The following is a 21154-nucleotide window of genomic DNA, read 5'->3' as shown; positions in this document are numbered from 1 at the left end:
CTCGCTGCAAAATCAGGGCAAATCAGGCCGAAAGCGCGCCGCGCACGGCGGCGATGATTCGCTCCTGATCGGCTTCGGTCAAATAGGCGTGCATCGGCAGGCTGATGACGTCCTGCGACAGGCTCTCGCAAGCAGGCAGGCCGCCGTCGGCGACCGGATACTGCTTGTAGGCGGTCTGCTGATGCATCGACTTGCCGTAATAGATCGCGGTCGGCACGCCCTGGGCTTTTAGCGCGGCAGCGAAGCCATCCCGGTCGGTCCCCTCAGGGAGACGGATCGTGTACTGCGCCCAGACCGAGGTGTTGCCCGGCGCCAGACGCGGCACGGTCACGACGTTGGACAGGCCCCGCGCGTAGCGCTCGGCGACCTTGTTGCGGGCGGCGATCTCGTCGTCGAAGATCTTCAGCTTCTCGATCAGGATCGCGGCCTGCATGGTGTCGATCCGGCCGGTCAGGCCGAGGCGGACGTTGTCGTATTTGTCGACCCCCTGCCCGTGCACGCGGATGCTGCGCAGCGTTGCGGCGAGCTCGTCGTCATCGGTGAAGATCGCGCCGCCGTCGCCGAAGCAGCCGAGCGGCTTTGCCGGGAAGAAGCTGGTCGTGGTGGCGAGCCCGAAGGTGCCGAGCTTGCGACCCTGGTAGCTTGCGCCAAAACCTTGCGCGGCATCATCGATCACGAACAGGCCTTCGTCGCTGGCGATCTCGGCGATGGCATCGTGGTCGGCAGGCTGTCCGAACAGATCGACCGGAATGACCGCGACCGGCTTCAGGCCAGCCTTGCGCGCGGTCGCAATGCCGCGCTTGAGCGACTCCGGGCTCATGTTGAAGGTCGCTTCGTCCACATCGACATAGACCGGCGTCGCGCCCATTCGCGCCGCTGGCGACGCGGTCGCGATGAAGGTGAACGACGGGCACAGCACGGCATCGCCGGGACCGACGTTCTTCGCCATTAACACCATGAGAAGCGCATCGGTGCCGCTGGCGCAGCCGATGACGTGCTTGGCGCCGCAATAGGCCGCAAGCTGCGCCTCGAGCTCGGCGACCTCAGGACCATTGACGAACTGGCAGTGGTCGAGAACGCGCTTGACCGCTTCATCGAGCGAGGCGCCGAGCCGGCGGCGCTGCGAGGCCACGTCGACAAAGGGAATGGGTTCGGAACGCAGATGCTGGTTCATGACGCCTTCTTGCGTGGTCGACATAGACAAAGGGTTTTAGCCGGCGACGCGGCGCGGGCCCTTGAGGGCGGCCGACGTGGCTGCAGGCCGCGACGGCGTCTCGAGGCACTGCGTCGCGATCTCGAGGCTGGCGACGCCCTCGTCGCCTGTGACCGCCGGCGTCTCGCCGTGACGCACGGCCTTGAGGAAGGCGATCAGCTCGGCGCGGAGCGGCTCGTCATGGCCGACCGGCAGATGCCGCATCGAGTAGCTGCCATCGGGCTTGAAGCCGAAGCATTCGGTGACCTGACGCGTCAAGAGATCGCCCATCACGTATTTGCCGCGGGTCGCGACCGTGACGCTGCGCGCCTTGAACGGCGTCAACCAGTTGGTGTTGATGTGGGCGAGCACGCCGCTGGCGGTGCGGAACTGGAGCAGCGCGATGTCCTCGCGCTCGGCGACCGCGCTCGAGAGCTGCGGCTGCACCTCGACGATGTCGGATTCGGTGAACCAGCGGATCAGATCGATGTCGTGCACGGCCAGATCGATGACGACGCCGACATTGGACATGCGCGGCGGGAACGGACCGACGCGGGTGATCGCGATCGAGAGAATGTCCTCGCCCGCAATGGCCTGCTTGACGGCGGCAACCGCCGGATTGAAGCGCTCGACATGGCCGACCATCAGCGTGACGCCGGCCTTTTGCGCGGCGGCGACGATCTCGCGGCCTTCGGCGACCGTGGACGCGATCGGCTTCTCGACCAGCACATGGATGTCCTTGGCGATGCAGGCGAGCGCGACCTCGTGATGCAGATGGGTCGGCGCCGCGATGGTGACGGCATCGACGCCTTCGGCGAAGAGCTGCTCGATGGTCTCGAAGCCCTGGCAGCCGGCAAGCTCGGTGGCGCGCGCGCGGTGCGCCGGCGAAGGATCGACTATGCCGACCAGGCTGATGCCGGGCAGACCGCTCAGCACGCGCGCATGGTTGCTGCCCATCACGCCGGCGCCGATGACGCCGACGCGCAAGCCGGCCTTTGCCGGTGGTGACCCTTTGGAACTCATCTGATCGAACCCCGATTCACCGCAAATTCCCGGGCCGCTTCTAGCACGGGTGCCACATTTGTGGCGAATGCCGGCAAAACTGCCCGGACACGATTTGATTCAAAAAATTACACGTTCTCCGGGCCTTAAGCCGCATGAAGCGGAGTTTTTAGGCCCGGATCGCGTGATTCGGAGCTTGCTGGTTACGACCTTTGATAGTCGTCTTCAATCCGGATGATGTCGTCTTCCCCGAGGTAGGAGCCGGTCTGGACCTCGATCAGCTCCAGCATGATCTTGCCGGGATTCTCCATCCGGTGGACCGCGCCCATCGGGATGTAGATCGACTCGTTCTCGTGCACCGTCTTCACGATCTCGTTCACGGTGACGCGGGCGGCACCACGGACCACGATCCAGTGCTCGGCGCGGTGATGATGCTTCTGCAGCGACAGCCGCCCGCCGGGCTTCACCACGATGCGCTTGACCTGATGGCGCTCGCCATTGTCGACCGACTGGTAGCTGCCCCAGGGCCGATGCACCTTGAGATGCTCCTCGGTGACCTTCGGCGCGACCGCCTTGAGTTTTGTGACCAGCCGCTTGAGCCCGTTGGCGTCTTTCTGGCGCGATACGAGGACCGCGTCCGCAGTCGCCACCACGACGAGATCATCGACGCCTTCGAGCGCGACCAGCGCCGAATCCGTCGTGACGTTGCAGTTGCGCGAGTCTTCGAACACCGCAACGCCATGCGAGGCGTTGCCTTGCGCGTCCTTGTCCGACAATTCCCACACCGCGTGCCAGGAGCCGACGTCGGACCAGCCGCAGGACACCGGCACCACGGCTGCGCGCGAGGTCTTCTCCATCACCGCATAATCAATCGAGATCGCCTTCGCCGCGCCAAAAGCCTGTGGCTCCAGCGTCACGAAGCCGAGATCGCGCCCCGCGCCGGCAACCGCGTTGGACACCGCCTCCACGCTTGCCGCATCGACCTTGCGATATTCGTCGAGCAGCAGGGCGGCGGGAAACATGAAGTTGCCGCTGTTCCAGAGATAGCCCGAACTGACGTAGTCGGCGGCCTTCACGGCATCCGGCTTCTCGACGAAGCGCGCGACCGCGTGCACCTCGCCGGAGATCACCTCACCCGGGCTGATATAGCCGTATTCGGTCGCCGGCCGCTCCGGCTTGACGCCGAAGGTGACGATGCGCCCGGTGCTCGCGGCAACGAGGCCCTCGCGGCACGCCGCAACAAAGGCGGCCTTGTCCTGCACCACATGGTCGGCAGCGAGCGCGAGCACGATCGCTTCACTGCTGCGGTTCTGCGCGAACGCCGCGCCGGCGGCAATCGCAGGACCGGAGTCGCGCCGCATCGGCTCGAGGATCACGTCGGCCTCGATGCCGATCTCGGCGAGCTGCTCCAGCACCATGAAGCGATAGGAGACATTGGTGATGACGATCGGGCGATCGAACAGCGAAGCGTCCGAGACGCGCAACAGCGTGTCCTGGAAGGTCGAGCGCGCGCCGAACAGCGGCAAAAACTGCTTCGGGCGCACCTCGCGCGAAGCCGGCCACAGCCGCGTGCCGGCGCCGCCGCACATGATCAGGGGGATAATGCGTTTGTCCATCGTCATTTCAAACCTTGAAGTGGTCGCGATACCAGGTGACAAATTTGTGGACCCCGTGCTCGATCGGCGTTGACGGTGCAAAGCCGGTGTCGCGCATCAAATCCTCGACATCCGCGAACGTTTCCACCACGTCTCCCGGCTGCATCGGCAGCAATTCTTTGACCACCGTCCGACCCAGCTCCCGCTCCAGAAGTCCGACGACATGCATCAGCTCTTCGGGGCGGTGATTTCCGACATTGTAGACCCGAGACGGCGCATTTGCGGCAGACGGATTGTCCGCAGGCACAAGATCGATCAGCTTGGACACTACACGGGTCACGTCGTCAATATAGGTGAAGTCGCGGCGCATTTTGCCATGGTTAAAGAGCCGGATCGGCTGGCCCGCCATGATGGCGTTTACAAACAGAAACATGGCCATATCAGGCCGGCCCCACGGGCCGTAGATGGTAAAAAAGCGCAAGCCCGTGACCGGCAGCCGGTAGAGATGACTGTAGGACTGCGCCATCACCTCGTTGGCCTTCTTGGTCGCAGCGTAGAAGCTCACGGGATGATCGGTCCGGTCCTGCACGGAAAAAGGGCAGTTTGGTGTTGGCGCCATAAACGGACGATGACGAGGCGTAGACGAGATGACGACAACCGCACGTCCGGCAGCCCTCGAGCAGGTTGAGAAAGCCCTGCAGATTGGAATCGGCGTAACTCTGCGGATGCTCGATCGAGTGGCGCACGCCGGCCTGGGCGGCGAGATGCACGACCTCTGAAAAGCGATGCCGCGCAAACAGCGCCGCCATCGTCTCGCGATCGGCGAGATCGGCCTGGACAAAGCAGAAACGGGACTCGTTGCCGAGCAGCGAAAGCCGCGCCTGCTTCAACGCCGGATCGTAATAGCTGTTGAGATTGTCGAGCCCGACCACGGACCGCCCCTCGGCCAGCAGCTGCCGGGCGGTGTGAAAGCCGATGAAACCGGCGGCTCCCGTGACCAAAATCGCCTGATCCGTCATCCTGTTCCCAAGCGATCCCAAGCCATCCTTAACGTGAGCCCGCGGCGCCTCAATGACAGCTATTGCAAGATCGGCGCCAAAACCATACCAAAGCGGCCGAATTCGGCGCCTCGCGTCGGGTTGTCCCGAAACCCTGTTCAAGCGGGCGAGATGCGCCGAATCCTGCTGTCGACGACCAAAATCCTGATCTCCGCGGCGCTGCTATATCTGGCGCTGCGCAAGGTCGATCTGACCGAGCTGCTCGCGCGCTTCACCGCGACCAGCCTGTTCTGGATCGGCATGGCGATCGCGGTGACGTTCCTGCAAATCTTCGTCGGCGTGCTGCGCTGGCGCGAGGTCAGCGCCGCATGCGGTGCGCCGCTCGAGCTCGGCCGCGCGATGCGCTACAACGTGATCGGCTCCTTCTTCAACCAGACCCTGCCGTCCGCAATCGGCGGCGATGCGGTCCGGCTATGGCTGGTGGCGCGCACCGGCGCCGGATGGCGCGCGGCGGCCTATTCGATCTTCGTCGATCGCGCGATCGGCCTGGTCGCGCTGGCCGTCCTCATCGTCGCGAGCCTGCCCTGGAGCTACACGCTCATCGCCGATCCGCACGGCCGCTCGGCGCTGCTGCTCGTCGACTTCGCGGCACTCGCCGGCGGCATCGGCTTCCTGATCTTCGGCGCGCTGAAATGGTCGTGGCTGAAGGCCTGGTGGGCCACCCACCATATCCACGCCTGCGCGGTGATCGCCGACCGCGTGATCTTCAACCGCACGCGCGGACCTGTTATCGCGATCCTGTCGCTGCTGGTTCACGTGCTTGCCGTCATCATCGCCTGGTGCGTAGTGCAGTCAATCGCAGCACCGGTCAGCTTCGTGCAGGTCTTCCTGCTGGTGCCGCCGGTGATGCTGATCACGCTGATGCCGATCTCGATCGCCGGCTGGGGCGTGCGCGAGGCCAGCATGGGGCTCGCCTTCGGCTTCGCCGGGTTGGCTGCCAATGAAGGCGTCAACGTCTCGCTGCTGTTCGGCGCGGTCTCCTTCATCGTCGGCGCGTTCGGCGGCCTGGTCTGGATCCTCAGCGCGGAGAAAGCCGCGCAGGGCTCGGCGCCGATCGGGGTGCCGGAGTGATCGCCCTTGCTGTCCCGGCGTCTCTGCTCGCCGTCGCAATTGCCGCGCTGATTTCGGCGTTGATCACCTGGACCAGCCGCCCTCTGCTCCAGCGCTACTCGCTGGCGCGACCGAACGTGCGCTCCTCGCATCGCATCCCGACCCCACAAGGCGCGGGCATAGCGGTAATCGCCGCGACGCTCGTCGTTGCATTGGCATGGGCAGCTTGGGCCAACGTCGCAATGCCGCCAGCGCTGGTTATCGCGACGATTGCGATCGCGTTGGTCGGGTTTGCCGACGACATCGTATCGCTTCCGGTGCTGGTGCGGCTCGTGCTGCAAGCAGCTTGTGTCGGCGCAGTCGTGTTCACCGTACCCGAGTACGCGCGGATAATGCCGGCGCTACCGCTCGCGTTTGAGCGTGCCCTCATCCTGCTCGCGGGCGTTTGGTTCGTGAACCTCGTCAACTTCATGGATGGGCTCGACTTGATGACGGTGGCAGAGGTTGTGCCAGTCACCGCGGCGCTACTGCTGCTCGGATGGCTCGGGGACTTGTCCTCACCGGCAACGCTGGTCGCAACTGCGCTGTGCGGCGCTGTGCTCGGCTTCGCACCATTCAACACGCCGGTCGCAAAAGTGTTCCTGGGCGATGTCGGCAGCTTACCGATCGGACTTCTGCTGGGCTGGTGCCTGCTCGAGCTTGCCTGGCACGGACAACCAGTCGCGGCGCTATTGCTGCCAGCCTATTACCTCGCGGATTCCACAGTCACACTATTTCGTCGCATTGTCCGGCGCGAACAATTCTGGTCGGCGCATCGCACCCATTTCTACCAGCGCGCCACTGACAACGGCTTCACGGTGCGCCGCGTAATCGGCGAGGTCTTCACGCTCAATTTCATCTTGGGGTTGCTTGCCCTCGGCACCATCAGCGCCGGTTCGGCAGCGGTCACGTCCGTTGCGCTGCTCGCCGGTGCGATCGCGATCGGCTTTGTCCTTTGGCGATTCTCCCGCCTTCAGCGGTTTTGAGCCAACAGCGCGAGCCGCAATCCTTCGTCCATTGAGACCTGCGGCCGCCAGCCGGTGGCGATCGCCTTAGAAATGTCGAGCTCGAGCGAACCGAGCAGACTATCATAAGTTTCCTGCCGGCCGATCATGCTGAGAAGCGAGCTGAGCAAACCTGGCGGCACACGGAAGAGCCTGGGACGCGTACCGGATGCTTTGGCAAGACGCGAAATAAACTCCGGAGTCGAGATCTGCTCATTATCGGCGACTAGAAAGGTCTCGAAATTGCTGATGGGATCTGGATGTGCAAGTCGATAAAGAATGAACGACGAGAGGTTCTGCACGGCGACAAAGGCGCGCTGATTGTGGATCGCAGCTAAGGGGAGTGGCAGACCTAAGCTGACCGCACGCGTCAGCAACGCAAAATTGCCCTTCGCCCCAGCGCCGTAGACCAGCGGGGGTCTGATCGTCGAGATTTTCATGTCGGTCTCGGAAGCCAACGCTTTCAAGCCGGCTTCCGCCTCAGCCTTCGATACGCCGTAGACGCCGCGGGGCGTCAGAATATCCTCCTCGCTGAACGGCGCGCGACCTCCATTGCTGCGACCATGGACAAGAACTGTACTGATGAAGATGAACTGGCCAACTCCAGCCTCCGCCGCACTGCGCGCCAGTCGCAGCGTGCCAGCAATATTAATCGCTCTATAAAGATCAGCCGCGTGCTCCTCACGCTTATGATGAACGCGTGCGGCAAGATGGACAACGGCATCGACATCAGCAAGCGTCGTCCGCCAGGCTGTTTCAGGCCCAATCGATGGGATGACAACCTCCCCATCAAGGCCGTCCGGTCTGCGGACCGCACGGCGGACGGACCATCCCTCACGTACTAACATCGGAGTTACATGGCGGCCGACGAAGCCGCTCGCTCCCGTCACTAGCACGACCGGCTTTCGCTCAATCATCGTTACTCCGAAAGGTTAGAGTGGTGCAACAGTTCTCCGACCAGGGCCGCGTAGGCGTTCAGAGCGGCGGAGCGATCGAACTGTGACGCCGCCGTCACTGCCCGCTGCGCCATGCCGGCAGCGTCCGAACTGGACGCCGCCCGGATGGCACGCGCGAGTTGATCGGCTCGGCCCGGCGTCACGACCCAACCGAGTCCATTCTCTTTCACCGTCAGGGCGGCTTCGGCCTCGGCCTCCGAGACCAGCACGACAGGGCGACCGACCGCCAACAGATTATAGAAGCGGCTCGGCACCGACACTCCAGCCACGTCCTTACGGTACGGGATGATCCAGAGATCGGCCGCAGCCAGAAAGGCTTCAAGCTCGGCGTCCTCGACCCGCGCCACGAAAGAGACATTGGGCAGGTTCGTATCCGCCTGCAATTGCTTCAGCCGCTCGAAGCCGATGCCCCAGCCAGAAAGCAGGAAATGAATGTCCGCCTCGTCCTTGAGCAAGCGCGCCGCCTCGAACACGATTTCCGGATCGTGAGTGAAGCCGAGATTGCCCGACAGGCCAACAATGAAGCAGGCCGGGCGCATCTTGCGGAACGGGTTGTCCGATGTCATCGGCCGTACTCCGGGCGCGAGCGTCGCCCAGTTTGGAATGAAGCGTATCTTGCCCCGCGTCATGCAGGAATAACTCAGCAGCGGCCGCTCAGCATCGCGGCCAATGGTGACGACGGCATTGAGCACGCGGAACATCAGCCCGTTGGCGGCGCGCATCATGCTCGCCACGATCGACCGTGGCCTCAGGAGGCCCGCCATCACCAGCACGTCGGGAAAGAGGTCGTGCATGATCAATGCCGAGCGAGCGCCCTTGAGCCACGCTGCCGCCGCCACCGCATAAGGCAACATGAACGGCGCGGTCACAGTGAGCACGACGTCACCGCGCCGAAGCTGCCGCAACAGCGCGACGAAGATGCGCAGCACGAACAGCAGCTCGGAGATGCCGCGCCGCGCCAGCGCCGCCTTGTCTGCGACCTGATTCTCGACGGCAACGACGCGCGGCTTTTTCGGCCCGATCTGCGAGGGTGGCAGCGCGCCGGGCCAGCCCGACAACACCACGACCTCGTGCTCCGCGGCAAGGCGGCACGCAATCTCGCCCATAATCGCGGCGGTCGTGCCCGGATCCGGCGGATAATGCTGGCTCGCGACGACGATCTTATTTCGGGGCTGCATCGTCAGGCCGCGGTCGACCCGAATTCAGGAACCGCATCCTTGAGGATGGTCCTGATCGTCACCCGGTCGTCGCGCGCGATCGCTTGATCTAGTGCCGCGATCCATTTTTGCAGGGTCTGCATCGGCAGCTCGTACGGCTGCGCAGCCATGATGCCGGCGACACCGATGTCGCGGGTCGGCTCCTCGGAGGCGAACAGGATTTCGTGCAGGCGCTCCCCCGGCCGCATGCCTGTGAACACGATCTCGATGTCGTGGCCGGGCTGCAGACCCGAGAGCCGGATCATCCGTTCCGCCAGATCGACGATCTTCACCGGCTGGCCCATGTTCAGCACGTAGACCGAAACGTCGAAACGCTTGGCGCCGAGCGCGTGGGTGGCGGCCGTGATGACGAGATCGCAGGCCTCGCGGATGGTCATGAAATACCGGACCATGTCGGGATGCGTCACGGTTACAGGACCGCCGGCTTCGATCTGCGCCTTGAACTTCGGCACGACCGACCCGTTCGAGGCCAGCACATTGCCGAACCGGACCGAGATGAAGCGCATCGCCGGCCTGCTGCCGCCGGCCTGCGCCACGAGGTCGTGGTCGAGCGCCTGGCAATACATCTCCGCGAATCGCTTGGTCAGGCCGAGCATCGAGACCGGCTCGATCGCCTTGTCGGTCGAGATCATCACCATGGCCTCGGCGCCTGCCGCAAGCGCGGCATCGGCCACGTTGATCGAACCGAAGATGTTGGTCTTGACGCCCTCGCTCCAATCCCGCTCCAGGATCGGAACGTGCTTGAGCGCGGCGGCATGGAACACGATGTCCGGCTTGAACTCCGCCATCAGACGCGTGATGCGCTCGCGGTCGCGGATATCGGCGATCCGGCCTTCGATCTCTGCGCCGGAACCGCGCGCAACGAGCGCCTCGGTGACCGCATAAAGGGCCGGCTCCGAATTCTCGACGATCAGAAGACGCGCCGCGCCGAACGCGACCACGCGCTCGCAGATCTCCGAGCCGATCGAGCCGCCACCGCCGGTGACGATGACGCTTTTGTCCCTGATCAGGGCTTCCAGCCGCACGTAGTCGATCGTCTCGCTCGGCCGCAGCAGCAGGTCCTCGACCGCAACCGAGGTGAGCCGCGGCATATCCCCCTGCTCGAGTGACGGCAGGCGGCTGACGATCAGGCCAAGCCGCCGCGACCGCATCAGCACGGATTCGGGACGCGATTCCGGCTCGAAGGCGGAGGGTGTCATCACCACCCGGGCGATCGATTTGTTGCGCTTGGCGAAGCTGCCGATGACGTCCTCGATATCGTCGATCGCGCCGACGACCGGCACGTTGCGGATCAGCTGGCCGAGATCGGCCCGGGACGGCGACAGCACCCCGACCGGACGGAGGTGCTTGATGGCCCCGCTCTCGACGCCGCGCAGCACGACCTCGGCATCGGCAGCGCGCCCGATCAGGAGCGTCGTCGCGGCATTTTCGGTCCTGACGTGATGCATCACGCGGGTATAGCGGAAATAGCGGTAGGTCAGCCGCAGCGCGCTCAGCGCGGAGATTTCCAGGAACCAGTAAAGGACGATGGTGATCTTGCCGAGAAAGAAAGTACCGTGCACGTTCGGGGCGACAAAGACATAGTCGAGCACGAGGAGGGCGACGGTGAGCACCGTGGCGACGCGGATGATGTTGAGCGCATCAGGCAGCGAGATGAAGCGCCACTTCGTGGTCGTCAGGTTGAAGACGTAGAAGACGACCACGCTGAAGGCGAGGAAATAGGGCAGGATCTGCAGCAGCAGCGGCAAGCGGGCCGTGAAGCCCTCGCCGCCCTCGAAGCGCAGATAGAACGCAACGAACAGGGCCGCGGCCGTCGCCACCAGGTCGTGAAGCGCGATCAGGAAGTTACGCAAGGTAAGATGCGAAAGACGCGTCATCTGCGGCCGAATATCTCCAATGCTGCATACAACCTGACCGCGCTGATAGCGCATCTCGCCGGGACTTGCCAGCGCTCCGAAGCTCAGGCGCGGGCTTCTCCCGGGCTGCGGCCGTTCCGGCGCGAATTGAGCACCATGCCGCCGGCCACACCGACACCGAGCACGTACATCCACCCTTCATGGAAGTCGAAAAGATGGGAATTGAACAGCGAGGTGAATACGTTTTGGACAACGACCAGCAACCCGATCCAGCTGGCGAGCGCTTCGCCGCGGAACAGGAGGAGATGCACCGCCCACATCGCATACAGGATGATGATGCCGACAACGCCCCATTGCACGGCCACGTTCAGCGTCTGGTTATGGGGATTGCCGATCACCTCGCTTGAGGCCTGGTAGGGGCCGCCGGTCGCAGCCAGCTCGAACAGGCCGCGCGTCGAGCCGGTTCCATGACCGACGACCGGTGCCTCGGCAAAGAAACCCAGCGATTTGCGCCAGAACTCGAGCCGAAGTCCGATCGATGTCGGGATCCCCTTGTCCTTGTAGAGCTCGTACTGCACGGAGAATGTTTCAATCGTGTTGCGCAGCGTCGACGAGGTGTTCCATGTCAGCGCGGCGAGGGCTACGAGAGCAGCGAAGATGATCAGGACGCTGCGCCATTTCAAATGCAGCAGCCCGAACACCGCCAGCATGATCGGTACGGTCACGAGTGCGGTGCGCGAGATTACTACAAAGGCCATGTTGACGAAGAAGCTGAGCGCGACCGCCGCCAGCAGCCCGGCCAGCCAGACCCTGTTCTGCTGCAGCAGCTTCACGATCGGAAACGCGAGCGCGACCGCGCACAGCGTGAACTCCTGGCTCTGGTCGATGTAGTTCTTCACGAAGATGCCGCGCGAATTGGGTTCGTCAGGCGGCTTCAGGGAGAACGTGGGATGGAAAACCACGAGCCAGGACATCACCGAGAGCAGCGCACAGGAAACCAGAAATGCGATGAACACAAGGTGCCCGCGCGACGAGCGTTCGAAATGATAGATCAGGACCGGGAGCACGAGCAGCTTCGTCGTCGGGTTCACGGCGTAGAGCCGCGCGCCCCAGGGCGCCCCTGACCACAGCGTGCCGACGAGCGCGAGCAGGAACAGGGCGATCGGCAGTGCGCAGACCGGTCGCTTCAGCGACTGAAGGAAGTCCCTGACGTCGAGAAACGGCACCATGCAAATCAGCATCGTGACGTTGAAGATGGCCGCCAGCGACGTCGACCACGGCAGCGAGGCCGCGGTCAGGATGGCAAACAGGTCGACCGTCTCTGACCATGCCGCCGGACTGCGCAAGCGCCGCAGCGTCGTCCCCCACATCGTGTCCCGGACGAGCTCCGTCACTTCGTCTCTCCGCGCGCGCGATGGACCAGCGCCGTCGTGCTGAAGCCCTTGAGGATGTCGACCAGCACGACCGTGCCGCCCGCGGCCTCGACGACCTCGTGGCCGACCACCTGCTCGCGGGTGTAATCGCCGCCTTTGACCAGCACGCTCGGCGTGATGCGCGCGATCAGGTCGATCGGCGTGTCCTGCTCGAAGATCACGACGAGATCGACGGCTTCGAGCGCGGCGAGCACTTCGGCACGCGCCCGCTCGTCCTGGACCGGGCGATCCGCGCCTTTCAGCCGCCGCACCGAGGCGTCGCTGTTCAGCCCGACGATCAGTCGGTCGCAGGCGGCGCGCGCCGCGGTCAGCACCTTGACGTGGCCGGGATGCAGGATGTCGAAGCAGCCATTGGTAAAGCCGACGCGCAGCCCCTGCCCCTTCCATTCGGCGAGCTGGGCCTCGAGCGTATCAGGCGCGCTCACGACCTTCTCCTCGGCCGCGAGAGTGGCATGCGGCAGGATCTTTCGCCGCAGCTCGTCGGCGCTCACGCTGGCGGTGCCCTGCTTGCCGACCGCGACGGCGGCGGCCGCACTCGCCACGCGCAGCGCCGTGTCCCAATCCGCGCCCGCCGCGATCGAGACCGCGAGCGCGGCGGCGACGGTATCACCAGCGCCGGAGACGTCGCGCACCTTCACCGGGAAAGCCGGAACATGGACGGCTTCACCCTTGCGCGGCACCAGCGTCATGCCGTGCTCGCCCTGGGTGACCAGGATCGCTTCGCAATCAGCCAGCCGCATCACGTCTTCCGAGGCATCGACGATGCTCTGCACCGTGTCGGCGCGGCTGCGGGTGGCTTCCGAAAATTCCTTGCGGTTGGGCGTGAGCAGCGTGGCGCCGCGATAGATCGCCCAGTTCAGGCTCTTGGGATCGACGATCACGGGCTTGCCGAGCTTTCGCGCGGCGTCGATGGTGTGGCGGATCACGCGCGCGGTCAGCACGCCCTTGGCATAGTCGGACAGCAGCACGATATCGGCGCGCGCGATCTGCGGCAGGATCGCCTCGATCAGCCTGGTCTCGACCTCGTCGGAGGCCGCTATCGCCTGCTCCCAATCCGCGCGCAGCATATGCGTGGAAAAATGCTCGGAGACGAAGCGGACTTTTCGCGTGGTCGGCCGCGACGGGTCGCACACCAGTACGCTCTCGATGCCGGCATAATCCGCCAGCGCGGCCTTGAGCCGCGCCCCTGCATCGTCCTCGCCGACGAGGCCGACGAAGACGCAGCGGGCCCCGAGCGAAGCGATATTGCGCGCGACGTTGCCGGCGCCGCCGATATGGATCTCGCTGCGCTGGGCCGCGATGACGGGCGTCGGCGCTTCCGGCGAAATCCGCGACACCTCGCCATAGACGAACTCGTCCAGCATGATGTCGCCGATGCAGAGCACCGTGCGGCCGGAGATGGCTTGCGCGAGGGCATCGAAATCGAGAATGGGCGTCGGCATGGTGATTGGGCCTCAGATCCTTGGGGCCTTAACGGAAACGGTCGGGCCGGTCGAGATAATCGGCGACATAGGCCTTCACCGCGTCCTCGAGCGTCGTGAAGCCGCCGTTATAGCCGGCGCGGTGGAGACGATCGACCTTGCTCTCGGTGAAATACTGATAGCTGCCGCGGATCTGCTCGGGCATGTCGACATAGTCGATATTGGGCCTGGTGCCGAGCGCGGCATAGGCAGCCAGCATCAGCTCCCGGAAGCTGCGCGCCTTGCCGGTGCCGACATTGAACAGCCCCGACACCGATGGCGTTGCCAGCAGCCACAGGATCACGCGCACGACGTCGTCGACATAGATGAAATCGCGGCGCTGGTCGCCGTCGGCGATGCCGTCGCGATGCGACTTGAACAGCTGCACGACGCGGCCCGCCTTGACGTCGTCGAAGCGGCGCGCCAGCACGCTCATCATCGTGCCCTTGTGGTATTCGTTCGGGCCGAACACATTGAAGAATTTCAGGCCCGACCATTGCGGCGGCAGCCTCTCGCCGCGCGCGACGCGCTCGGCGACCGCGAGATCGAACAGCTGCTTGCTCCAGCCGTAGAGATTCATCGGCCGCAGCTTCTTCAGCGCCGGCAGCGAGGCATCGTCGTCAAAACCTTCCGCGCCGTCACCATAGGTCGCAGCCGACGACGCGTAGATCAGCGGCACCGCATTGGCCGTACACCAGTCGAGCAGGCGCATCGAGAAGCGGAAATTGGTCTCGATCACGAGGTCGCCGTCGGTCGCCGTGGTCTCGGAAATCGCCCCGAGATGGATCACGGCGTCGAGCTTGCGATCCCTAAGCCAGTCAGGCAGCTCGGCCGGGGGAACGATATCCACAAGCTGCCGTTTGGCGAGATTGCGCCATTTGCCGTCGCTGCCGAGGAGATCGCAGACCACGACGTCGCTGCGGCCGGCGTCGTTCAGCGCCGCGACGACATTCGATCCGATAAAACCGGCCCCGCCGGTCACCAGCAACATTCCAATCACCCTGCCCGAGTTTTTGCGGCCCGATATCTGCCGTAGCGCATCATCTGCCAAAGTGTAAGCATTTTGGGACCGGCACTTCTCCCGGCTTTACCTGCCGGTCCGGAGCGGCTAACCGAACCGCCTCATCAGAGCGTCGGCGGGCACCTTCAACGAATGAATAATGATTCGCAATTTGGCGGAAGTGAGGATCGGAGCGACACCCGCCCGATCCTGATCGTGCCCTATATGTGGATCGGTGATTTCGTCCGGAATCACACCGTGGTTCGGGTGCTGAAGGAGCGATGGCCGGATCGGCCGGTCGATCTCCTGACCACATCGCAGTGCGCCCCCCTGATCGACTACATGCCCGGCGTACGCGCCGGGATCGTCTGGGACCTGCCCCGCAGCCGCCTCGCCGTCGGCCGCCAGCTCGGCCTGGCGCGGCTCCTGCGCGAGCGGAACTACGGCACCGCCCTAGTGCTGCCGCGGACCTGGAAGGCGGCCATTGCACCGGCGCTGGCCGGCATCCCTGAAAGGGTCGGCTTCGTCGGCGAATTCAGGTTCGGCCTGCTCAACCGCTGGCGCTGGGGCGAGAAGAAGCTGCCCCGCTTCATCGACAAGAACGCCGCGCTGGCCCAGCCCGACGGCGCGCCCCTGCCGCGGGAATGGCCGGTGCCGCAATTGCGGGTGCCGGCCGAGGAGATCGCCGGTTGGCGGCAGGCCAATGGCCTCAGCGCCGGCGCCGCCGTGGCGCTCGCCCCCGGCTCGGTCGGGGCGTCAAAACGCTGGACCTTCTATCCGGAGGCTGCCCGCCTGCTGGTCGAGCGCGGGCTCGAGGTCTGGGTGGTCGGCGGCCCCGCAGAAAAGGGCCTCGCCCAGGAGATTGTCGCGGCCGGTGGCGCGGGGGTGAGGGACCTCACCGGCAACGATCTGCGCAACGGCATCCTCGCCATGGCCGCGGCCGGCGTCGCGATCTCCAACGACTCGGGCCTGATGCATATCGCGGCCGCGCTCGACACCCCCACCATGGGCATCTTCGGCCCGACCAGCCCCTCTCTCTGGGCCCCCCTCAACGGCCTCGCCGCAACCGTAGTCCAGAACAGGAGCGTGCTCGCCTGCCAGCCCTGCCAGAGCACGACCTGCAAGATGAACGACCACCGTTGCATGCGCGACATCACGGCGCAGGACGTGGTCGAGATCGCAAGAGAGGTGCTTGCCAGGACGCAGGGACTTGAAAATGGCTGACTTGCAAATGTCTGACGGCCGCGCGGCGAAGCCCGCCGCATTCCTCGATCGCGACGGCGTCATCAATCATGACGATAGCTATATCGGCACGCGCGACCGCATCCGTTGGATGCCCAACGTCGCCAGAGCCATCCGCCGTCTCAATGAGGCCGGCTATTGGGTGTTCGTCTTCACCAACCAGTCCGGCGTCGCGCGCGGTCTCTTCACCGAAGAGGACGTGAACCGGCTGCACGGCTGGATGCGCGACGAGCTCGCCCGCGAAGGCGCTCGTATCGACGACATCCGCTTCTGTCCTCATCATCCGCAGGGAACGGTCGCCGGCTACATCGCCGAGCATGACTGGCGCAAGCCCGCGCCCGGCATGTTGCGCGATCTCGTCCAGCACTGGCCCGTGCAACTCGACGGCAGCTTCGTGATCGGAGATCAGGCCCGGGACATCGAAGCCGGCAAGGCGCTCGGGCTGCCTGGCTTTCTCTTTCCAGGCGGCGACCTCGACGCGTTCGTGGCGGGGGTGCTGGCGCGGAACAGGCGGGCTTAGACGGCCGGTCCGCTCGACTCCCGCAAAGCGACTATCACCAACGTTGATGCATGTCGCCTGGGGCGTGGGGCGGCCCGGATGCGGGCCGTCCCACCATGACGATCATAGGCACAGCTTATTTTCCCATCGCCGTCCTTGCAGCCTCGATTTTCGCCTTCACGGCATCGAGGTTGAAGCTCGCGCCCTTCTGCATTGGCGGAAACTCGACGGCGGTCATGGCCAGTTTCTCGACCTCCTGCTGGACAAACACGAATCGCCAGAACTCATATTTGAACCAGTCGAAGTATTCTTGCGCGCCGTATTTGGTCCCACTGTCTGGCCAGCCCGTTCGCTCGAACGGATCGAGGCGAAGGTTGATCAGGTACGGTACGTCGACCTTGCTCTTTTCGCCGAGCCATCCGCCGGGCTGGTCGATGAAACGATATTTGTAGTCGTCGATGCGCACGGCCCCCAGCTCGCTTTCGCCGAAGTACCAGATTTCGTGCCGGTTCGACGGTCCCTTGCCGGTGATCATGTCCATCTGATTGTAGCCGTCCAGATGGCATTTGTAGCTGCGGTCACCGATGAGCTTGCCGTTCTTCAACTCGTTGGCAATGTTCGGATTGCCGGCAGCGGCCAGCAAGGTCGGGAACCAGTCCAGCCCGGAGATGATACCATTCTCGACCTTGCCGGCCGGCACCTTGCCCGGCCAGCGGATCATCGCCGGCGCGCGGAAGCCGCCTTCCATGACCGTACCTTTGCTCTGCGCGAACGGCGTCTGTCCGCCATCCGGCCAGGTGAAGACCTCGGTGCCGTTGTCGGTGGTGAAGATGACGATGGTGTTGTCATCCACGCCCATGTCCTTGAGCTTTTGCATCACGATGCCGACATCGTCGTCGAGCTGCGCCATGCCGGCTTCATGAATCGACCAGCCGTTCTTGGAGTTGCGCATCGCCTGGTACTTCGGCGACAGGTGCGTGACGATGTGCATGCGGGTTGGATTGAGCCATAAGAAGAACGGCTTGTTCTCCGCCTTTGCCCTTTCAATGAACCCCAGCGCTAAGTCGCGGATCTCGTCGTCCACGGTTTCCATCCGCTTGGGATAAAGCGTTCCGGCATCCTCAATCCTCTGCTTGCCGACCTTGCCCCAGCGCGGATCGACGGTGGCATCGTCCACAGTCGTTGCCCACGAATGGATCATGTTGCGCGGACCGACTTTATTCAGCAGCTCCTGCGGATAGGCCGGGTGGGCCGGGTCTTCCATCGCATCGAGGTGGTACAGATAGCCAAAGAATTCGTCGAAGCCGTGCACTGTCGGCAAAAACTCGTTCTTGTCGCCAAGGTGGTTCTTGCCGAACTGGCCAGTGGCATAACCCATCCCTTTTAGCGCGGTGGCAATCGTCACGGCCTCCGCGGGCAGGCCTGTGGGAGCGCCGGCCTGACCGACTGTCGTCATACCGGTGCGGATCGGGAGCTCGCCAGTGATGAAGTTGGCGCGGCCCGCGGTGCAGCTCGCCTCGGCGTAGTAATCGGTAAACAACATGCCCTCGGCCGCAATCTTATCGAGGTTCGGCGTCCGGCCGGCCATCATCCCACGGTGGTAAGCACCGATATTCCAGATGCCGATATCGTCGCCCATGATGACGACAATATTGGGCCGCTGCCCGGCCGGGGCGGGGACCGCTGTTGGTTGCTGCGCTTGCGCGAAACTTGTCGCACCGACGGCGAAGAGTGCCAAAGCCGCGGTGAGAGAGCTACCGCTCAACAAGAGATCGCGGCGCTTCAATCCTGGGCCCGTTGGCCGTGAGCTTGTCTCGGGCTTTGCCGGAATCCTATCGTTACTCATGACGTGATCCTCCTCCTGGCATGCACCTGAAGCCGACATGGCTTGCAGAAGTGTCGACCCGGCTCGGCATTGCGCGCGGCCGGGGTGTTCTCGCGGCTATAAATCGGGAGAGCAAAGATGCCAGCCGCCTCTTAGGCACCTCGCGGACAAAGGGCTTTCGTGGGAGGCCCGATTGCATAAAAGCAAAATGGCAACCGGGGGCCGATTAAAATCAAATGAACACAAGCCGCGAGAGCATGGCCGTGATCCAGCAAAAGGTCTCGATATCCGCCCGCTTGCCTTAGTGACGTCGTCAGTTCATTCGCGGAGAAAGGGCAGCGTCGCTGACGCTTGCGAAGGCAAGTAGCCACCGAAGCTACGCCGATCATGACATCGTGCCCTTGTTTTGCCCGACGAGTCAAATGAAATTCGTAAAATCCGCACCTTCCCGTGCCTGCCCGGCAAGCCGTTGATTTTGCTGCCTCGGGCTACTGTGCATGGGCTTGTTTCGCGTTTTTGTCTGCGGTCGCTCAGAGCAGCGGACGATAGATCTCGCCGATCCGCGCCGCCTCGGCGTCGAGGCTGAACTTTTCGAGCACGCGGGCGCGACCGCGCTCGCCCATCGCGGTCGCGAGAGCCACGTCGCGCATCAGCGGCTCGAGCGCAGCCATCAGCGCCTCCGCATCACCGGTCGGGATCAGCACGCCGCTCACGCCATCCTCGACCACGAGCTCGGCCGCACCGGCGCGCGCAGCGACCAGCGCGCTGCCGGCCGCCATCGCCTCGATCAGCGTCAGGCCAAAGCCTTCGTTGCGCGAGGTGAAGGTGTAGATCGTCAGCCGCTGATACCAGCGCTGCACATCCTCGATCGGCAATTCGCCGGTGATGACGATGCGCGATTGGAGGCCCGCTGCTTCAATGCGCTTCTTCAGATCATTCGCAAACGGCGTCTGCTCGGCCGTGACTTGTCCGACGATGACTGCCGTGAAATCCGGATAGCGCGGCAGCAATCGGCACATCGCATCGACGAACACGTCGGTGCCCTTCTGCGCGCGCACGCGGCCGAAGCAGCCGATGGCGTAACGGCCCGGCAAGCCGCTTTCCGCGAAGGCCGCGGCGCGATCGTGCGGCGGCGCATAGACATCGGTGTCGACGCCATGCGGGATCACGGTCGATTGCACTTTGAGAAACGAGGCCGAGATGTCTGACGTCGCGATGATCGCGTCCATCTGCCGGATCAGCCAGCGCGTGATCCAGCTGTGATGCCGCTGCGCCGCCGAGGTGAACACCAGCTTGAGCGGCCAGCCGAGCGCGCGCAGCACGACGCCTGCGATCATCTCGTTGTTGCGGCGCGCATGCCAGATCAGCGGCGACTTGCGGCGCCACAGTTTCAGGACATCGGCGGCGCCCAGCCGCGCAATCCCCTCCGGCGCGTCCGATCCGAACCATGCGGCGCGATAGAGTTTTGCCAGCCGCGGCGCCACCATCCGGTTGGTCGCGGTGACCCCAGAATAGCGCCTGTGCAGATTTGGTACGATCACCTGCAGATCGTCCGGAAAATTCGCCACGTCATGCTCCGTCTGGTACGCCCCCTATACGCAACATTAAGCATAGTGACCAGTTCAGCCGCGCCGAAACCCCCTCTTCACCGCGCAAACGTTAACTTGGTGCGTTGATCGAAGACGGGTGAGATCATGACTGTGCTAGTCACCGGCGGCGCCGGCTATATCGGAAGTCACACGGTCCTGGCGCTGGCGGAAGCCGGCGAGGACGTCGTCGTGATCGACGATCTCTCCACCGGTTTCTCCGCTTACTTGCCCGAAGGCGTGCCGCTGTTCATTGGCGATGCCGGCGACGAGAATTTGCTCGAGGGCGTGATCGCCCAGCACAACATCGAGAGCATCATCCATTTCGCCGGCTCGGTGGTCGTGCCGGAGTCGATGCGCGATCCGCTCGGCTACTACCGCAACAATTTTATGACCGCGCGCAACCTGCTCAACGTCGCGGTCAAGCGCGGCATCAGCCGCTTCATCTTCTCCTCGACCGCCGCCGTCTACGGCAATCCGGACCAGGTGCCGGTGCCCGAGCACGCGCCGACGCGGCCGCTGTCGCCCTACGGTTCGTCGAAGCTGATGACCGAGATCATGCTGCACGACGTCGCCGCCGCCTACGGCATGCAGTACGTCGTGCTCCGCTATTTCAACGTCGCCGGTGCCGACCCGCAGGCCCGCATTGGCCTTGCCACCGCCGGCGCCACGCATCTGCTCAAGATCGCGGTGGAAGCCGCGACCGGGCAGCGCGCCAAGATCGACGTGTTCGGCACCGACTACCCGACTCAGGACGGCAGCTGCATCCGCGACTTCATCCACGTCACGGACCTCTCGCAGGCGCATCGCTCGGCGCTGGCTTACCTGCGCAATGGCGGCGCCTCGACGACGCTGAACTGCGGCTATGGCCGCGGCTATTCGGTGCTCGAAACCATCGACGCCGTACGCCGGGTGTCGGGCCGCAGCTTCGCCGTGCAATACGCCCCGCGTCGGCCCGGCGACATCATGACCATGGTCGCCGACACCAGCCGCATCCGCGGCCTGCTCGACTGGAAACCGCAATATGAGGACCTCGAGACCATCGCGGCGCACGCGCTGGCCTGGGAGGACAAGCTGTTCCGCGAGCGCCATGGCGAGCTTCGCCACGCCGTCTCGGCCTAAAATCCCTCCAGGCGCAAG

Annotated in this window: 16 protein-coding genes and 1 pseudogene; 5 read left to right on the top strand and 12 right to left on the bottom strand. The window is 64.2% G+C overall.

Going from position 1 to position 21154, the window contains the following annotated elements:
• Nucleotides 1-22: 22 nt before the first annotated feature.
• The 4 genes and pseudogenes from ABIC09_RS30205 to ABIC09_RS30190 all read right to left on the bottom strand — a co-directional run bounded on the left by ABIC09_RS30205 (nt 23) and on the right by ABIC09_RS30190 (nt 4808).
• Entirely contained in the window at nt 23-1174 is a 1152-nt protein-coding gene (locus tag ABIC09_RS30205; RefSeq protein ID WP_354111542.1) for a DegT/DnrJ/EryC1/StrS family aminotransferase, read from the bottom strand.
• A 36-nt stretch (nt 1175-1210) separates the two neighbouring features.
• Entirely contained in the window at nt 1211-2215 is a 1005-nt protein-coding gene (locus tag ABIC09_RS30200; protein WP_354111541.1) for a Gfo/Idh/MocA family oxidoreductase, read from the bottom strand.
• A gap of 182 nt (nt 2216-2397) precedes the next feature.
• Entirely contained in the window at nt 2398-3810 is a 1413-nt protein-coding gene (locus ABIC09_RS30195; RefSeq protein WP_354111540.1) for a mannose-1-phosphate guanylyltransferase/mannose-6-phosphate isomerase, read from the bottom strand.
• Between the two features lie 7 nt (nt 3811-3817).
• A pseudogene (locus ABIC09_RS30190) lies at nt 3818-4808 on the bottom strand (NAD-dependent epimerase).
• Nucleotides 4809-4958: 150 nt separating this feature from the next.
• Here ABIC09_RS30190 and ABIC09_RS30185 point away from each other — a divergent pair.
• Complete coding sequence (locus ABIC09_RS30185) at nt 4959-5918, top strand: lysylphosphatidylglycerol synthase transmembrane domain-containing protein (protein ID WP_354111539.1); 960 nt, start codon at nt 4959-4961, stop codon at nt 5916-5918.
• Nucleotides 5915-6922 carry an MraY family glycosyltransferase gene (locus ABIC09_RS30180; RefSeq protein WP_354111538.1) on the top strand — a complete coding sequence of 336 codons (1008 nt, stop codon included), beginning with the start codon at nt 5915-5917 and terminating at the stop codon, nt 6920-6922. Before ABIC09_RS30185 ends, ABIC09_RS30180 begins: the two co-directional genes overlap by 4 nt.
• Here the strand turns inward: ABIC09_RS30180 and ABIC09_RS30175 are convergent.
• From ABIC09_RS30175 to rfaD, 6 genes are all read right to left on the bottom strand, one after another.
• Nucleotides 6910-7857: an NAD-dependent epimerase/dehydratase family protein gene (locus ABIC09_RS30175; protein ID WP_354111537.1), complete on the bottom strand. Its 948-nt coding sequence runs from the start codon at nt 7855-7857 to the stop codon at nt 6910-6912. The genes ABIC09_RS30180 and ABIC09_RS30175 overlap by 13 nt on opposite strands.
• 2 nt (nt 7858-7859) lie before the next feature.
• Entirely contained in the window at nt 7860-9074 is a 1215-nt protein-coding gene (locus tag ABIC09_RS30170; protein ID WP_354111536.1) for a glycosyltransferase family 4 protein, read from the bottom strand.
• A 2-nt stretch (nt 9075-9076) separates the two neighbouring features.
• Complete coding sequence (locus tag ABIC09_RS30165; RefSeq protein WP_354111535.1) at nt 9077-10990, bottom strand: SDR family NAD(P)-dependent oxidoreductase; 1914 nt, start codon at nt 10988-10990, stop codon at nt 9077-9079.
• An 83-nt stretch (nt 10991-11073) separates the two neighbouring features.
• Nucleotides 11074-12363 (bottom strand): O-antigen ligase family protein, encoded by a 1290-nt coding sequence (locus tag ABIC09_RS30160; RefSeq protein WP_354111534.1) that lies wholly within the window; start codon nt 12361-12363, stop codon nt 11074-11076.
• Complete coding sequence (gene rfaE1, locus ABIC09_RS30155) at nt 12360-13844, bottom strand: D-glycero-beta-D-manno-heptose-7-phosphate kinase (RefSeq protein ID WP_354083997.1); 1485 nt, start codon at nt 13842-13844, stop codon at nt 12360-12362. Before rfaE1 ends, ABIC09_RS30160 begins: the two co-directional genes overlap by 4 nt.
• Before the next feature lie 28 nt (nt 13845-13872).
• Nucleotides 13873-14853, bottom strand: a complete 981-nt coding sequence (gene rfaD, locus ABIC09_RS30150) for an ADP-glyceromanno-heptose 6-epimerase (RefSeq protein ID WP_354111533.1) — start codon at nt 14851-14853, stop codon at nt 13873-13875.
• 162 nt (nt 14854-15015) lie between these two features.
• On the opposite strand from rfaD, the gene waaF reads away from it, so the two are divergent.
• Together waaF and ABIC09_RS30140 are read left to right on the top strand one after the other, a co-directional pair.
• Entirely contained in the window at nt 15016-16086 is a 1071-nt protein-coding gene (gene waaF / locus ABIC09_RS30145; RefSeq protein ID WP_354111532.1) for a lipopolysaccharide heptosyltransferase II, read from the top strand.
• Nucleotides 16079-16624: a D-glycero-alpha-D-manno-heptose-1,7-bisphosphate 7-phosphatase gene (locus ABIC09_RS30140; protein ID WP_354111531.1), complete on the top strand. Its 546-nt coding sequence runs from the start codon at nt 16079-16081 to the stop codon at nt 16622-16624. Before waaF ends, ABIC09_RS30140 begins: the two co-directional genes overlap by 8 nt.
• Nucleotides 16625-16739: 115 nt before the next feature.
• Here the strand turns inward: ABIC09_RS30140 and ABIC09_RS30135 are convergent, their stop codons facing one another.
• Both ABIC09_RS30135 and ABIC09_RS30130 read right to left on the bottom strand, forming a co-directional pair.
• Nucleotides 16740-18449, bottom strand: coding sequence for an arylsulfatase (locus ABIC09_RS30135; RefSeq protein WP_354111530.1), 1710 nt, complete (start codon nt 18447-18449; stop codon nt 16740-16742).
• 509 nt (nt 18450-18958) lie between these two features.
• On the bottom strand, nt 18959-19996 hold the full coding sequence (locus ABIC09_RS30130; RefSeq protein ID WP_354111529.1) for a glycosyltransferase family 4 protein: 1038 nt from the start codon (nt 19994-19996) through the stop codon (nt 18959-18961).
• Between the two features lie 126 nt (nt 19997-20122).
• Here ABIC09_RS30130 and galE point away from each other — a divergent pair, with 126 nt between their 5' ends.
• On the top strand, nt 20123-21136 hold the full coding sequence (gene galE / locus ABIC09_RS30125; protein WP_354084003.1) for a UDP-glucose 4-epimerase GalE: 1014 nt from the start codon (nt 20123-20125) through the stop codon (nt 21134-21136).
• Nucleotides 21137-21154 lie beyond the last annotated feature (18 nt).

It is taken from the genome of Bradyrhizobium sp. S3.12.5, assembly GCF_040548225.1.
In the GTDB taxonomy this organism is placed as follows: Bacteria; Pseudomonadota; Alphaproteobacteria; order Rhizobiales; family Xanthobacteraceae; genus Bradyrhizobium; species Bradyrhizobium cytisi.
The sequence above is the reverse complement of the archived record's forward strand: the minus strand, read 5'-3'. Positions and strand labels throughout refer to the sequence as shown.